We start from the raw sequence: 15,558 nt of genomic DNA, 5'->3' as shown, positions 1-15,558 counted from the left end.
GAGGCCGCGTTGACAGAACTACTCTTTGAAAGCAGGAAATTCCATTTCACTGTATTTCACGATGCGCGTGCGCCGCACCAGCCGGTAGGCGAGCCAAATCAACAGAAACAGCGGAATGCCAATGTAGGTTGCCGCTACGCTGTACCAGTCAATGGTGTCATTGAGAAACGCCTGATAGTTTTGGCCCAGCGTAATCATTAAGCACAGCACAAAGGCAAAAATCGGGCCCAGCGGGAAGAAGCCCGAGCGATATGGCAGGTCGGCAACATTGTTGCCCTGAGCAACATAGCCGCGACGGAAGCGGTAATGGCTAATGGCAATACCCAGCCACGCGATAAAACCGGTCATACCAGAGGTGTTCAACAGCCACAGATAGACTTCCTGATTGCCGAACTTCGAACTCAGGAAGCAGAGCGTCGCCACCACCGTCGTGGCGATTAGCGCGTTGCGCGGCACGCCGCCTTTGGAAAGACGCGCAAACAGGCGCGGCGCCTTCCCTTCCAGCGCGAGGTTATACAGCATACGCGTCGAGGCATACATGCCCGAGTTACCCGCTGACAGTACCGCCGTCAGGATTACCGCGTTCATCACGGCCGCCGCCGAGAGCAGACCCGCGTTCTTAAACACCAGCGTAAACGGGCTGACGCTGATGTCGGTAACATCGTTATGCAGCAGCTGCGGGTCGGTGTAGGGCAAAATCAGGCTGATAATCAAAATGGCAAAGATGTAAAACAGCAGAATACGCCAGAATACCTGACGCACCGCGCGCGGAATGTTTTTCGCCGGATCTTCTGATTCGCCTGCAGCAATACCGATCAGCTCCGTGCCCTGGAACGAGAAACCCACAATCATCGCCACGCCGATCATCGCCGCAAAACCGCCGGCAAACGGCGCTTCACCCACCGTCCAGTTGTGCCAGCCCGCGTGCTCTGCGCCGCGCAGGATGCCGGTAATCATCAGCACGCCCACCGCGATAAAAATCACCACGGTGACCACTTTAATCAGTGAGAACCAATATTCCGCTTCGCCAAAGCCTTTGACCGAAATAACGTTAAGTAAAAACATCAGGCCGAGGAACAGCGCGCTCCAGATCCAGCCGGGCGTGTCCGGGAACCAGTAATTCATCACCAGTTGAGAGGCAACCAGATCCACCGCGATGGTGACCGCCCAGTTGTACCAGTAGTTCCAGCCCAGCGCGAAGCCAAAGCCTTCTTCAACGTATTTGGCGCCGTAGGTGGCGAACGAACCGGAAACCGGCATGAAAGCCGCTAACTCGCCGAGGCTGGTCATCAGGAAGTAGACCATCAGGCCAATCAGCGCATAGGAGAGCAACGCCCCGCCGGGGCCTGCCTGGGAGATCGTCGCGCCGGAGGCGACAAACAGCCCGGTGCCAATCGAACCGCCAATGGCGATCATGGTGAGGTGACGCGCTTTTAAGGCTCGGCGCAGGCCAGGTTGTTGTGTTGTTTTTGTGTCATTATGCATGTGTAAACGCTATAGCGGATAAAAATAAGGCGCGATTGTAGCAGCTAACCCTAAGCTGTATAGCATTCCCAGCGGGTTATTAGTTACCTTCATAATCGCCCGCTGATTATTAGCCTGGGAAGGGTTATTCCCGACAATACGTAAGGAAACGCTGCAGCGCGTTGGAGAGGTGTTTTTGCCGATGATGAATGCGATAAAGCGTGCGCGTTAGCCGCGGCAGCGGCGCTTTGACTTCAAGCAGTGCGCCGCTATCCAGCAGATCGGTAATGACGCGGCGCGATAAGCAACTGATCCCCATGCCGTGCCGTACCGCGTGTTTGATCGCTTCCGAATTGCCCAACTCCATGCCAAGCTGGAACTGCGGCAGATGCGACAGCAGCTGATAATCCACGATCTCTCGCGTACCGGACCCGCGCTCACGCAGAATCCAGGGCGCGGCGGCCAGCGTCGCAGGCGTCACAGGCTGCTGTAGGATCGCGGCATCGGGCGCGGCAAAAATGACCAGTTCATCCTCCAGCCACGGCTCACTGATGATCTCCGGCTCGTGGCACGGCCCTTCAATAAAGCCAATGTCCACGCGAAAATCCGCTACGGCATGCATCACATCCTGGCTGTTGCCGACGCTCAACTCCAGCGGCAGGTGCGGGAAATCGCGGCGGTAGTGGGCGATCATACCGGGCAGGAGATAATTGCCAATGGTGCTGCTGGCAGCAAGCCGCACGGCACCGTTATCCTCGCTAAACAGCTGTTCTATTTCGCCCGCCTGCTCCAGCAATCCCACCGCGCGCGGATAGAGCAAGCGCCCGTGCTCATTCAGCACCAGACGTTTACCCACGCGATCAAACAGCTGCACGCCCAGCTGACCTTCAAGGTCGGCTAGCGCAGCGCTCACCGCAGATTGCGACAGCGCCAGCACCTGTGAGGCTTGGGTGGTAGACCCGCTTTTCAGCACCTCGGTAAAGACCTCAATCTGACGCAGCGTGATGTGCAAGCATCCTCCTTACAGTGCGTAATGCTTAACAAGATACGCAATAGCCGCCAGCCACATCAGCACCACAATGGCCAGGCCGCTACGACTGATGATTTTTTTGCCGCGTGCGCGCTGCACCTCGGCCCGCTCCGCACTGCTGATGCGAATTTCACGCGGCAACAGGCGCAGCAAAATGATCACCCCGAGCGGTACGATAATGGCGTCATCCAGTAGCCCCAACACGGGAATAAAATCAGGAATGAGATCGATGGGGCTGAGGGCATAAGCCACCACGCCAAACGCCAGCAGCTTAAACCACCACGACGTACGCGGATCGCGGCAGGCGAACCACAGCGTCAGTACATCCCGTTTTATCAGCCGAGCCCAGCGGCGCAAGCGCACGAACATTGCTATCCCTCTTGTCACGTCGTGTGGTCGATAACCTATCGCGTGAGTATTGACGGTATGAAACCGGTAATGCCACGATCGCAGGCGCTACCATACCCTGATGCTGACGGTTCCGCTATGATGGGCGCTTTGTTTCACCTATCGCCCAACCGGAGAGTGGCATGAAATATATCGGCGCACACGTCAGTGCAGCAGGCGGCGTAGACCAGGCAGTGCTTCGCGCCCATGAGCTTGAGGCCACCGCCTTTGCCCTGTTTACCAAAAATCAGCGTCAGTGGAAGGCAGCCCCGCTGTCAGCGCAGGTGATTGACGCCTTTAAACGCGCCTGTGAACAGTATCATTTTACCGCTGCGCAAATCCTGCCGCACGACAGCTATCTGATTAACCTCGGCCACCCGGTGCAGGATGCACTGGAGAAGTCACGTGAGGCGTTTCTGGATGAAATGCAGCGTGCCGAACAGCTGGGGCTGACGCTACTCAATTTCCATCCCGGCAGCCACCTGCAGCAAATTGATGAAGAAGCCTGCCTGAAACGCATTGCTGAGTCGATTAATATTGCGCTCGATAAGACGAAAAATGTGGTGGCGGTGATCGAAAACACGGCGGGCCAGGGCAGCAATCTGGGGTTCCGCTTCGAGCACCTCGCCACCATCATTGAGCACGTTGAAGATAAATCGCGCGTGGGCGTCTGCATTGATACCTGTCACGCGTTTGCCGGCGGCTATGATTTGCGCACCGAAGCCGCGTGTGAACAGACGTTTGCCGACTTTGCGCGCATTGTAGGCTTCCAATATTTACGCGGCATGCATCTGAATGACGCCAAAAGCGCCCTGGGCAGCCGGGTTGACCGGCACCATAGCCTGGGTGAAGGCAACATTGGCAAAACGGTGTTTAGCTGGTTAATGAAAGATGCGCGTTTTGACGGCATCCCGATGATTCTGGAAACCATCAACCCTGACATTTGGCGGGATGAGATTGCCTGGCTGAAGGCCGAACAACGCGCTAGCGTGAGCGCATAAAAAAAGGGAGCCAAGGCTCCCTTTTTTATTGCCGGTAACGCTTAAGCCGCTTTGGCCAGCTCTTCTTCCGGACGTTTCAGAATGGCGTAACCGAGACCCGCTACCGCAGTACCGATCACAATCGCCAGCAGATATCCCAGCACCGGGGTAATAGCCCCTGGAATCAGCAGCACAAACAGCCCACCGTGCGGTGCCATCAGCTTGGCACCAATCGCCATGGAGATCGCGCCGGTGATGGCACCGCCCACGATACAGCAAGGCAGCACGCGCATTGGGTCGCGGGCGGCAAACGGAATGGCACCTTCAGAAATGAAGCACAGGCCGAGCACCAGCGCCGCTTTGCCCCCTTCCTGCTGGCCTTTGTTGAACTTACGACGTGCAACCAGCGTCGCCAAGCCCATGGCCAGCGGTGGAACCATACCCGCCGCCATGATCGCGGCCATTGGCGCATAGGTTTGTGAACTCAGCAGCCCCACGCCAAATGCGTAAGCCACCTTGTTGACTGGACCGCCCATGTCGGTGCACATCATGCCGCCCAGAATGGCGCCCAGCAGCACGGCGTTGGCGGTGCCCATGTTGGACAGCCAGTGCGTCAGACCGCTCATGATGCCCGCTACCGGTTTGCCCACGACGTAGATCATCAGCAGGCCAGTAATCAAACTCGCGACCAGGGGAATGATCAGAATGGGTTTCAGCGCCTCCATACTTTGTGGCAGCTTCAACTTGCCGCTGATCAGCTTCGCTGCATAGCCGGCAATAAAGCCCGCGATGATCCCGCCCAAGAACCCTGCGTTGATGCTGGTGGCGATCATACCGCCAATCAGGCCCGGCGTCAGACCCGGACGGTCCGCGATGGAAAAGGCAATAAAGCCAGCCAGCACCGGAACCATCAGCGCGAAGGCGCTTCCTCCACCGATTTGCATCAGCGCGGCGGCCAGGGTGCCCTGCTCTTTGAACGCGGTGATACCGAAGGCAAAGGAGAGCGCAATGCTCAGGCCGCCGGCAACCACCATCGGCAGCATGTAAGAAACCCCGGTCAGCAGGTGACGATAGGCGCCCGCTTTCTCTTTACTGTCACCTTGGCCGCTGGCAGCGGCGCTATTGCCCGAAGGCTGATAGACTTTGGCTTCTGCCTGCGCCTTATCCAGCTCCTGCGCGGTTTTCTTCAGCGCCAGGCTGGTGGAGGTGCGGTACATCGGTTTGCCCGCGAATTTCGCCAGATCCACATCGATGTCGGCCGCGACGATCACCAGATCGGCTGCCGCCACTTCTTCTGGCGTAATCGGATTGCCTGCGCCCACTGAGCCGCGGGTTTCAACTTTCACCCACCAGCCGCGCTTTTTCGCCTCAGCATCAATGGCTTCGGCAGCCATAAAGGTATGCGCAACGCCCGTTGGGCAGGCGGTCACTGCCACGATGCGTTTTTGCGCGCTGCCTGTTGCAACCGTTGTCGCAGCCGGTGCCGCTGCGGGCTGCCAGGTTTTCGCCTGGGCTTTGGCCTGATCAATGGCCGCCAGCGGATCGCGCAGCAGCTGCTGCACATCCACCAGCGCGACAGATTTTCCTGCCAGTGCCGCATCCTGCGGCGCCTGATGGCCCGCAACCAGCACCAGCTCGGCGTCTGCGGCGTTATCGGTTAGCGTCAGTCCTGCCTGCGCGGCACTGGCGCGCAGGCGCTCAAGTGCAAGGTGTGCGGAAGCAAGGCCAAGTGAAGCATCTTTTATCAGCAGCGTTTTCATTATCGCTCTCCTGCTGTCAGTTAACGGGTTGTAAGTCGACACGCGCCATCATTGCGGCCAACTGGGTACGATCGGTAACGCCAACGTTGCTTTGGCTGACGGCCATCGCCGCCACTGCCGTGGCCAAACGCAGCGTGTGTTCACTGGATTCGCGCATCAGCAGGCCGTAAATCAGTCCGCCGACCATCGAGTCTCCGGCCCCCACCGTGCTCACCACTTCGCACGCAGGCGGCTTGGCGATCCATTCGCCTGAGGCATTCACCCAGAGCGCACCTTCCGCACCCAGAGAAATCACCACATGCGCAATGCCCTGCTCGCGCAGTTCATGTGCGGCTGCAATCACGTCCTGCAGCGTAGGCAGTTTGCGGTTCGCCCAAATTTCCAGCTCGCGGCGATTAGGCTTCACTAACCACGGTGCCGCTTTCAGCCCTGCCACCAGCGCCTCGCGGCTACTGTCGAAAATAATGCAGGGGCACAGCGTGCGCAGATCGCTCATCCACTGGGTAAAGGCTTCGGGCGCCACGCCTTCGGGTAAGCTGCCGCTCACGCACACCATGTCAAACTGTCCGAGCCAGGAGAGGGAATCGGTGGTGAAACGTTCCCAATCCTGCGCCGTGACGGTAAAGCCCGAGAAGTTGAGATCGGTGACTTCCCCATCTTTTTCGGTGAGTTTGACGTTAATGCGCGTACGGCCCTGCACCACCTGAAAACGGTTCGCAATGCCTAGCTCGCTAAACAGCTGCTGAAAGCCGTCCTGATTCTCTTTGCCAAGAAAACCGCCAACGGTGACGTCAATGCCCAAATCTTTAAGGACTTTGGCCACGTTAATGCCTTTACCTGCCGCATGCAGTCCGGTGGTTTTCACCAGATTGACTTCACCGCGCTCGATCTCGGGCGTATAGCCCACCAAATCGTAAGCAGGGTTCAGTGTGATGGTTGCAACACGACGGCTCATGCCACCCCCTCGCCCAAGCCGCTGTTAATGGCTTCACCGATGGCGTCGATTGCTTGCTGCGCATCTTCGCCGCTGGCGGTAAAGCGCAGGCGGTGGCCTTTCTTGACGCCCAGCGCCACCACTTTCATCAGGCTGCGTCCGTTGGCCGGTTTGCCGCTGCCGTCAAGGTTGGTGACGGTGATGTCACTGTTAAACTGCTTAATCACGCTCACCAGCGCCGTGCCCGGACGCGCATGCAGCCCGTGCTCGTTGCGGATGGTGAATTCCGCTGTCAGCACATCGGCCGTTTCATCTACTTCGCTGGTCAGCAGCGCCAGTACGCCCGCCGCATCCGCGTCAAGCAGGCGCTGGGCTTTGTTATTCTGCAGCAGCGCGCTCAAATAGCTCAGCACCTCAAGCGGACGCGCGTCCGTGGCGGCCACGGTCAGCAGCATGGCGACGCTTTCGCCCTGATGGGTAAACGGTGTCGCGGCGCGGCTTACGGCGATGGCGCTCTGAAGGTTGCCTTCGGCGCTATCGTTGAGCCAGATGCCCTGTCCCAGACTCAGCGGCGTGGTAGAGATGGCCTGCGTCACAAAACGCGCATCAACAGCGCCGATGGACTGTAAACGACCCGCGTTCAGCGCCTGCAGCGTCATCAAATCGTTTGCCGCGACATCAACGGCAATCAGCGAGGTATCAAAGCTGAACTCCGCCGCCTGCTTCTCACCCATCAGCAGCGCGCGCAACTCGTCAGCGGAAGCCGTTTTCAACTGGGCCGCTACGCTGTCGTCACTCAGTACGTGGGTGAGCTGGCGCAGCAGCGCAAGATGTTCATCGGATTTGGCGGCAATGCCGATAGCCACATAGGCGGTTTGTCCGTCGCCCCAGTCCACGCCTTGCGGAAACTGGTAAACCTGTACACCGGTTTTTAACACTAAGTCGCGGGTGTCGGTGGTGCCATGCGGGATTGCAATCCCGTTGCCCAGAAACGTGGTGGTTTGCTGTTCACGCGCCAGCATGCCGTTGACGTAACCTTCGGCGACGTTTCCGGCAGCGGTCAACGCCGCTGCGACCTGACGAATGGCCTCTTCTTTGTTTTGTGCGCTAGCACCGGTATGAATGGCCTGAACTTCGAGCTGGAACATATCTCTCCTCACTTGCTGAATTGAATCGTTTCAGCCTGATGGCGACATAACGCGTTGCGCGCGTCGGCGTAAGCCCACGTAACAACGCTGAAACGTTTCAGGGAATATGGTACAGCGCCCGCTAACAGGCAAGGAAATGTGCGAAGGGATTAGCAGATTTTTGACGTTACGCACACTTCATTCGGGATTTAAGAATTTTCTTGCTTTGCAAGCTGAACAAGGTGCTGTAAGCGCAGCGACAGGCAGGCGAGCGCGGTCAGCAGCCCGTCAGCTTTTCGGGGGCGGTCTCTGCTTCCAGCGTCAACAGGTAGGTCATCGCCGCGTCACGATCGCGGCCGCACATTTCGCGGCTGGGTTGCAGACCGGCGCACACGGCAGGCCGCAGCGGCGAGCCAAAGATTTTACAGCGTTGCTGCTCATCAAGCTGCACGCAGCGCGTATTGGCTGGCTTGCCGTGAGGCATACCCGGAATCGGCGAGGAGATAGAGGGGGCGGTGCAACAGGCGCCGCACTGGTCACGACAAAACATCAGCTGCTCCTGTAAAAATCTGGCGCGACAATAGCAGTCTCCTGACGCAATTACTATGCGGGGGCAACAATTTTAGCGCGGCCGACTTGCCTGTTTTTCAGCGCGGGCGTAACGTGGCGCGCATCTTTATTCCGCTAACGAGAACGCATCATGCCCAAGGCAAATGAGATTAAAAAAGGAATGGCTGTCACCTGGAACGGCAAACTGCTGCTGGTGAAAGATATTGATGTGCAAAGCCCCAGCGCGCGCGGTGCCGCCACGCTGTATAAAATGCGTTTTACCGATGTGCGCACCGGGCTCAAAGTAGAAGAACGCTTTAAAGGCGACGACATCATTGATGCTATCCAGCTCAGCCGTCGCGCCGTGACATTCTCCTATATCGACGGAGACGAATACGTATTTATGGATGATGAAGATTACACCCCCTACTCCTTCAAACGGGATCAGATTGAAGAAGAGCTGCTGTTTATTCCTGAGGGCGGCATTCCCGGCATTCAGGTGTTGACCATGGACGGCCAAGTGCTGGCGCTGGAGCTGCCGCAAACCGTGGATATGGACATTGTTGACACCTCGCCCGGCATTAAAGGCGCTTCAGCCAGCGCACGCACCAAGCCAGCCGCCATGAGCACCGGTCTCTCTATTCAGGTGCCGGAATACCTGAGCAATGGCGACCGCATCCGCATTCATATTGCTGAGCGTCGCTATATGGGCCGCGCCGATTGATTACCCGCTTTTCCGGCTGCGGCGGGCTGTTATAATATAACAGCCTCGTCCGCGCCGGGCCTGTTGCTCTGCGCGCTAACACAGGGAGTTATTTATGACGCGCGTTAATATCCTGACTGGCTTTCTCGGCAGCGGCAAAACCACCACGCTGCTGCATCTCCTGGCGCACAAACCGGCCGACGAAAAGTGGGCGATTTTGGTGAATGAGTTCGGTGAAATTGGCATCGACGGCGCGCTGCTGGCCGATCGCGGTGCCACGCTGAAAGAGATCCCCGGTGGTTGCCTGTGCTGCGTCAACGGCTTTCCGCTGCAGGTCGGGCTGAATATGCTGCTTAAACAGAATCAGCCCGACCGCGTGATCATCGAACCCACCGGACTCGGTCATCCCAAACAGCTGCTCACCCTGCTGCGCTCTGCGGTCTATCAACCCTGGATTACCGTGGAGGCGACGCTCACGCTGCTGGATCCGCGCCAGCTCGCCGACGCGCGCATCGCTGAGAACCACACTTTCCGCGATCAGCTTACCGCTGCCGACATTATTATTGCCAACAAGCGCGACCGCTGGTCCGACGACGATCGCGCGCGCTTAACCGACTGGCAGCGCCATTCGCTGGGTGACCGTACGCTCGTGGAAACGGCATGGGGCGAGATCGATCCGACGCTGTTGCAGCAGTCGGCCTTAGCGGATCGTGCGATACCGGATGCCATTCACCACGCGCATGCCGCGCCGCGAAACGGGCTGGCCGCGCTCAAGCTGGATAATTCTGCCCGTTGGCGCCGTGCGCTTAATGAAGGTCAAGGCTATGCTTCGTGCGGGTGGATTTTCGATGGCGAGACGGTGTTTGATACCATCGCTGCGCTGGAGTGGGCCCGGCACGCACCGGTTGATCGCGTAAAAGGGGTTCTGCGCACGCCAGACGGGGTGGTCACCATTAATCGTCAGGGGGATGACCTGTTCATCGAAACCCGTCCTACTTCACCGCCGGACAGCCGCATCGAACTGATTCATCATCAGCCGGCTGACTGGAATAGTTTGCAAACCGCGCTGTTGAAGATTCGTTTAAATTAGCTGCGTTAGGTTGCCCCGTTATTTTTCTTTTTGAGTTATTTCTTATGCGCGCAACACGTTTAATCACGATCCTGCTGCTGAATGCGCTGGGCGTGATGCTGTTTCTTTCTTGGTACTTGCCTCCCGACCACGGCTTCTGGTTCAACATTGATAAGGCCATTTTTTTCGGCTTTAACGATCAAATGGTGGATCACCACGCTTTTGCCCTGCTGGTGGCGATCGCCAATTTTCGCGGCTTTGACGCCGTATCGCTGCTGGCGATGGGGCTACTCTATTTGCATTACTGGCGCAGGGAAACGCCGCAAGGACGGCGGCGCCTGTTTGCTATTGGCATCACAATGCTGCTTACCGCGGTGGTGCTGAATCAGCTCGGTCACCTGCTGCCGGTGAAACATTCCAGCCCCACGCTGTTCTTCGATAACGTGCATCGCGTCAGCGAACTCACTGGCATCCCCGCGAAGGACGCCTCCAAGGACAGCTTCCCCGGCGACCACGGCATGATGCTGATCATCTTCGCCTGCTTTATGGCCCGCTATTTTGGCGTACGGGCCTTTGTCGGTGGCGCATTAATTGTGGTGCTGTTCTCGCTGCCGCGCGTTATGGCGGGTGCGCACTGGTTCACCGACATTGCTGTAGGCTCACTTTCAGTGATTCTTGTTGGCCTAAGCTGGTGGTTGTTAACCCCCGCCAGTGACGTGCTCGTCAATTGGTTATATCGCACACTGCCTGGCAAATATAAGCCACAACGGTAATTGTTAAGCGCGGGTGAACTGGCTCGCTTAGGGGTTGTCCCCGCGCTTATCAAAATTTTATCAATAATCATTAGCAACCTAATTTTTTTACTGATAAAAGAAAAGATTATGGCAACCCCCCGCTCTGCTAGCCTTTATCTGAAGCCTGTCCACCCAGAACCCTCTCAAAATGCACCTTAGCCGGTGAAATAGCGCCTGTTCCTGCCGCTAATTGGCCCGTAAACACGACCAATCGATGATAAAGTAGCCAGAGTGTCACAAATTGATTTCACATCAATAAAAGCTATCGAAATTTATTTAAAAGCACTCGCCACGCGGCCTGTAATCGGTTAACCTCGATTCCGATCTCAAGCAAGTAGCATAAAATGCGGTGCCTTAAGCAGCGAAAAATGTGTGCATTAACACATTTTAGTAATTAAGGAATTGTCTTAGAGAGTCGCTCTTATTAATCTCGACCCGTTTTGTCATCTGGCTGGCGACATTTTGTCGTAAGGACATCGAAGGAAATCACCGATAATGGTCAAGTCTCAACCAATACTGAGATACCTCAGACATATTTTACCCGCAGTCGCTTTAGCAACACTTTTATCGGCATGTAGTAGCACACATAACGGTCAGAGCGCGAATAACGAGAATCATGAAGTTAACAACCAGAATGGTTTTTTACTTCAGGCGTCTCAAGACGAATTTGAACAGATGGTGCAGAACGTGGACGTTAAGTCCCGCATCATGGAACAGTACACCGATTGGAAAGGCGTACGTTACCGTTTAGGCGGTGACACCAAGCGCGGCATCGATTGTTCTGCTTTTGTTCAGCGCACCTTTCGCGATCAGTTTGGTTTAGAACTGCCGCGCTCTACGTCAGAGCAGCAAGATACCGGCAAAGAGATTTCACGCAACAAACTGCGTCCAGGTGATTTAGTCCTGTTCCGCGCCGGTTCAACCGGTCGTCACGTGGGCATTTATCTTGGTAACGACAACTTTGTTCACGCGTCCACCAGCAGCGGCGTGATGATTTCCAGCCTCAATGAGAGCTATTGGAAATCTCGCTACCGTGAAGCGCGTCGCGTATTAGCCAAACACTCAAGCTAATTTGCGCCCGATATCCTTCTCAGCCAGAGAAAATGAAAACGCTGCCATGCAGCGTTTTTTTTTGCCCAAAATACGCGCAATCGCGGTAGAAAAGTAATTAAAATCAAAAATATAACAAGACTTTTTTTGCGCGCTCGGTATATCCTCATTTGCTTGCTGACCGCAACAGTCAGCGCTGAAATGACCGGCCAGACGACGCGCGCACAGCGCCTTCCGTCGCTGCCTGCGCTGCTATTAAAAAGAAAATGGCGTCATAAAGAGGAATGCACTCCATGCCACTGTCGGGGACGTTTAAACGTCATGCCACCTACGTGCGCCGGGTCGCTTGGCTGAGCGCGCTAAGCGGACTGGGGTTTTTCCTGCTGTTTGTCACCGTTTTATTGACCTTGACCTGGCATAAACGCATTCAACAGCACGAACAGCTGCTTATTCAGAGCCGTGACGATCTTGAGCAAGTCATCAGCACGCTGGAGGAGACCCTCTCCCCCTTACAGCCCTACTCGCAGCGCCCCTGCGCCAGCGTCAGCCAGGCATTAACGGCGCACGCCGCGTTTATCAGTAATTTGCGCGCCATTCTGCTGGTGGATCGCGGCAACGCGTATTGCTCGTCAGCCACCGGCGCGTTTTTGCTGGCGGTCAACCGCATATCACCGAGCTCCAATCTGCAGCGTGAGTACGATATCCGTCTGCTGGAAGGCACCCCCATGCAGCCGATGAAACCGGCGCTGGCGCTGTGGATGAAACGCTCCGGCGCGGAACAGAGCGGCATCTTTGCCACCCTGAATATCACCCTGACGCGTTATCAGCTTCTGGCCTCTTATCACCCTGAAATCACCCGTTTAGCCTTGGTGGTCGGTAACAAAGCGCTGTTGAGCGGCAGCAATCAGGTGATTAACGTTAGCGATTTGCCACCCGCGCTTAATACGCTGGCGGTTAACCACAACGACATGCAGTTTTTGCTGTACGGCAGCACGGTCTCCGCGGGCGATCTGCACATGATTTTAGTCAGCGGCCTGCTGTTTTCGCTGTTGATGGCGGGCACAAGTTGGCTGCTGTTAACGCTGTGTCAACGACCCGGTAAAGAAATTTTGCAGGGCATAAAGCGCGGACAGTTTCACGTTGAGTACCAGCCGTTAGTGCTCGCGCATAACGGTCAGCCGTATGGCGTAGAGGCGCTGCTGCGCTGGCGTCATCCCACCGAAGGCCTGATTCCGCCTGACGCGTTTATCAGCAGTGCTGAAGCGCAAAACCTTATTGTCCCCCTGACGCAGCATCTTTTTGCTTTGGTGGCGCGCGACGCTCACACGCTTTGTCATACGCTGCCACGCGGCACGCGTATGAGCCTCAACCTCTCGGCCCTGCATCTTGCCGCAGCGGATTTCCGCCAGCACGTTCGAGCCTGGGTTGACGCCATGCCGCCCGACCATTTCAGCTACGTGTTTGAAATTACAGAGCGCACTATGGTGGGAGAGCATAACGCCGGTGAGCATTTTGCCTGGCTGCACCAAAACAACATCAAGCTGGCGATTGATGATTTTGGCACCGGCCACAGCGCCCTGCTCTATCTGGAAAAATACCCGTTCGACTACCTGAAGATCGATCGCGGCTTCGTACAGAGCATTGGCAGAGAAACCGTCAATTCGCCGGTGCTGGACGCGGTACTGCTGCTGGCAAAACGGCTCAATCTGAAAACCGTGGCGGAAGGCGTCGAGAGCACCGATCAGATGACGTGGCTGGTTAATCACGGTGTAACCCACCTGCAAGGCTATTTGTTCAGCCGCCCGTTATGCCCGGAAAGGCTCATCAACTATTATCAAAATCCGTCGCTGTTGGCCTAAAAGGCTTGCGTGCAAGGCTATTGTTTCATGGAGAATCCCGCTCATGCTGCTGCGCATTGTCACTGCACTCGTTATAAGCTGTGCGCTTCCCCTGCAGGCCGCCACCGTTAGCGAGAGCCACGCTTTCGCCAAGCTGGGCGAGCCTAAGTATGGCACCAACTTCACCCACTATGACTACGTGAATCCCGGCACGCCAAAAGGCGGCAAGCTGTCGATAGCGGTTGTCGGCACCTGGGATAACTTCAATCGCTATGCGTCACGCGGGAATCCCGGTGTGGGCACAGAAACCCTGTATGACGGGCTCTTTACCGCATCCGATGACGAACCCGCCAGCTTCTACCCGCTGATTGCGCTGTCGGCGCGCTATCCTGCGGATTTTCGTTGGATGGAGGTCACGCTGAATCCACTTGCGCGCTTCCACAATCACCTTCCCATTACGGCGCAGGACGTGGCATTCACCTTTGAGAAGTTCATGAAAGAGGGGGTGCCGCAGTTTCGCGTCGCGTTTCGCGGCGTTGAGGTTAAGGCGCTGGATCAGCGCATCGTGCGCATCACCATGCCCAAACCGGACAAAGACTTGATTCTGAGCTGGCTGACGCTGCCCGTGCTACCGCACACCTTTTGGCAGAACAAAAAATTCAATGAGCCACTTGGTTATCCGCCGCTCTCCAGCGGCCCTTACCGCGTTACTGCTTACAAGCAGGGGCAGTATATTCAGTACGGGCGCGTCAAGGATTACTGGGCCGCCGACCTGCCGGTTAATCGCGGCCGTAATAACTTTGATACGCTGCGCTATGACTATTATCTGGATGACAACGTGGCGTTTGAGGCCTTCAAAGCGGGCGCGGTGGATCTGCGTGAAGAGGTGTCGGCGAAAAAGTGGGCCACCCAGTATCACGGCCGCAACTTCACCCAGCATTTCATTGTGCAATCCACCACGCCCAATCGCGTGTCCACCGATACCCGCTGGCTGGCGTTTAACAATGAAAAAACGCTGTTTGCCGACCGCCGGGTGCGTCAGGCGCTCACGCTGGCCTTTGATTTTGAATGGATGAACAAGGCGCTGTTTTACGGGGCCTACCAGCGCGCCAGCAGCTACTTCCAGAACACCGACTACGCCGCACAAGGCGTTCCCGATGCGGCACAGCAGCGCGTGCTCGCGCCGTTCAAAGCAACACTGCCGCCGGCGCTGTTCACCGAGCCTTACCTACCGCCGCGCTCTGACGGCACCGGATTTAATCGCGCGAACCTGCTGAAGGCTTTGCGCCTGCTGAACGACGCCGGCTGGCACGTTAAAAATCAGCAATTGGTTAACGATAAAACCGGACAGGTGTTCCGCTTTGAATTGCTGCTACGCAGCGGGGCACAAAATGACTGGGCGCTGCCGTTCCAGCACAGCCTGCAGCGTTTGGGGATCAGCATGTCGCTGAGACAAGTCGATAACTCGCAGTTTCTGCGGCGTCTGCGCAACGGCGACTACGATATGATCCAGACGCTGTATCAGGCGATGCCGTGGCCTTCCACCAGCCTGCAGACCATCTGGCAATCGCCGTATATCAACTCGTCATGGAATACGCCGCGCGTGAAAGATCCGCGGGTGGATAATCTGGTGCAACAGATTGCCGATCGCCAAGGCGATCGTACCGCCCTGCTGCCGCTCGGGCAGGCACTGGATCGCGTCTTGCTGTGGAATGCTTATATGATCCCGATGTGGTATGACGCCGAGCAGCGACTCGCCTGGTGGGACAAATACGCCTCGCCTGCCGTAAAACCGGCCTACGCTACCGGGCTGGAAAACTGGTGGTATGACGGCGCGAAAGCCGCCAGGCTACCCGCCGATCAACGTTAAGGA

Annotated in this window: 14 protein-coding genes; 7 read left to right on the top strand and 7 right to left on the bottom strand. The window is 56.7% G+C overall.

Annotation, left to right across the window (positions count from 1 at the left end; translation table 11 throughout):
- Nucleotides 1–18: 18 nt before the first annotated feature.
- The 3 genes from LU196_RS05000 to LU196_RS04990 all read right to left on the bottom strand — a co-directional run bounded on the left by LU196_RS05000 (nucleotide 19) and on the right by LU196_RS04990 (nucleotide 2,863).
- Nucleotides 19–1,485: an amino acid permease gene (locus LU196_RS05000; protein WP_232759556.1), complete on the bottom strand. Its 1,467-nt coding sequence runs from the start codon at nucleotides 1,483–1,485 to the stop codon at nucleotides 19–21.
- A gap of 124 nt (nucleotides 1,486–1,609) precedes the next feature.
- Nucleotides 1,610–2,476 (bottom strand): DNA-binding transcriptional regulator YeiE, encoded by an 867-nt coding sequence (gene yieE, locus LU196_RS04995; protein WP_232759555.1) that lies wholly within the window; start codon nucleotides 2,474–2,476, stop codon nucleotides 1,610–1,612.
- Nucleotides 2,477–2,485: 9 nt separating this feature from the next.
- The gene (locus tag LU196_RS04990) at nucleotides 2,486–2,863 is read right to left on the bottom strand and encodes a YkvA family protein (protein ID WP_232759554.1); all 378 of its coding nucleotides are present in this window, start codon (nucleotides 2,861–2,863) and stop codon (nucleotides 2,486–2,488) included.
- Nucleotides 2,864–3,024: 161 nt separating this feature from the next.
- On the opposite strand from LU196_RS04990, the gene nfo reads away from it, so the two are divergent.
- Nucleotides 3,025–3,882 (top strand): deoxyribonuclease IV, encoded by an 858-nt coding sequence (nfo, locus tag LU196_RS04985; protein ID WP_232759553.1) that lies wholly within the window; start codon nucleotides 3,025–3,027, stop codon nucleotides 3,880–3,882.
- Nucleotides 3,883–3,923: 41 nt separating this feature from the next.
- On the opposite strand, the gene fruA is transcribed toward nfo, so the two are convergent.
- The 4 genes from fruA to LU196_RS04965 all read right to left on the bottom strand — a co-directional run bounded on the left by fruA (nucleotide 3,924) and on the right by LU196_RS04965 (nucleotide 8,232).
- Nucleotides 3,924–5,621: a PTS fructose transporter subunit IIBC gene (fruA, locus tag LU196_RS04980; RefSeq protein ID WP_232759552.1), complete on the bottom strand. Its 1,698-nt coding sequence runs from the start codon at nucleotides 5,619–5,621 to the stop codon at nucleotides 3,924–3,926.
- A gap of 16 nt (nucleotides 5,622–5,637) precedes the next feature.
- Entirely contained in the window at nucleotides 5,638–6,576 is a 939-nt protein-coding gene (gene fruK / locus LU196_RS04975; protein WP_232759551.1) for a 1-phosphofructokinase, read from the bottom strand.
- Complete coding sequence (fruB, locus tag LU196_RS04970; protein ID WP_232759550.1) at nucleotides 6,573–7,703, bottom strand: fused PTS fructose transporter subunit IIA/HPr protein; 1,131 nt, start codon at nucleotides 7,701–7,703, stop codon at nucleotides 6,573–6,575. The genes fruK and fruB overlap by 4 nt, the downstream gene beginning before the upstream one ends.
- Before the next feature lie 256 nt (nucleotides 7,704–7,959).
- Entirely contained in the window at nucleotides 7,960–8,232 is a 273-nt protein-coding gene (locus tag LU196_RS04965; protein ID WP_232759549.1) for a YkgJ family cysteine cluster protein, read from the bottom strand.
- Between the two features lie 150 nt (nucleotides 8,233–8,382).
- On the opposite strand from LU196_RS04965, the gene yeiP reads away from it, so the two are divergent.
- The 6 genes from yeiP (at nucleotide 8,383) to LU196_RS04935 (ending at nucleotide 15,555) form a co-directional block, all read left to right on the top strand.
- Nucleotides 8,383–8,955 carry an elongation factor P-like protein YeiP gene (yeiP, locus tag LU196_RS04960; protein ID WP_232759548.1) on the top strand — a complete coding sequence of 191 codons (573 nt, stop codon included), beginning with the start codon at nucleotides 8,383–8,385 and terminating at the stop codon, nucleotides 8,953–8,955.
- A 94-nt stretch (nucleotides 8,956–9,049) separates the two neighbouring features.
- Nucleotides 9,050–10,024 (top strand): GTP-binding protein, encoded by a 975-nt coding sequence (locus LU196_RS04955; RefSeq protein WP_232759547.1) that lies wholly within the window; start codon nucleotides 9,050–9,052, stop codon nucleotides 10,022–10,024.
- A gap of 44 nt (nucleotides 10,025–10,068) precedes the next feature.
- Nucleotides 10,069–10,776 carry a phosphatase PAP2 family protein gene (locus tag LU196_RS04950; RefSeq protein WP_232759546.1) on the top strand — a complete coding sequence of 236 codons (708 nt, stop codon included), beginning with the start codon at nucleotides 10,069–10,071 and terminating at the stop codon, nucleotides 10,774–10,776.
- A 516-nt stretch (nucleotides 10,777–11,292) separates the two neighbouring features.
- On the top strand, nucleotides 11,293–11,868 hold the full coding sequence (gene mepS / locus LU196_RS04945) for a bifunctional murein DD-endopeptidase/murein LD-carboxypeptidase (protein ID WP_232759545.1): 576 nt from the start codon (nucleotides 11,293–11,295) through the stop codon (nucleotides 11,866–11,868).
- A 272-nt stretch (nucleotides 11,869–12,140) separates the two neighbouring features.
- Nucleotides 12,141–13,706, top strand: a complete 1,566-nt coding sequence (locus LU196_RS04940; protein ID WP_232759544.1) for a cyclic di-GMP phosphodiesterase — start codon at nucleotides 12,141–12,143, stop codon at nucleotides 13,704–13,706.
- 43 nt (nucleotides 13,707–13,749) lie between these two features.
- Nucleotides 13,750–15,555 carry an extracellular solute-binding protein gene (locus tag LU196_RS04935; protein WP_232759543.1) on the top strand — a complete coding sequence of 602 codons (1,806 nt, stop codon included), beginning with the start codon at nucleotides 13,750–13,752 and terminating at the stop codon, nucleotides 15,553–15,555.
- The last annotated feature ends 3 nt before the right edge of the window (nucleotides 15,556–15,558 follow it).

Origin of the sequence: Pantoea sp. Mb-10, from assembly GCF_021272205.1 — a bacterium.
GTDB lineage: Bacteria > Pseudomonadota > Gammaproteobacteria > Enterobacterales > Enterobacteriaceae > Pantoea.
The sequence above is the reverse complement of the archived record's forward strand: the minus strand, read 5'-3'. Positions and strand labels throughout refer to the sequence as shown.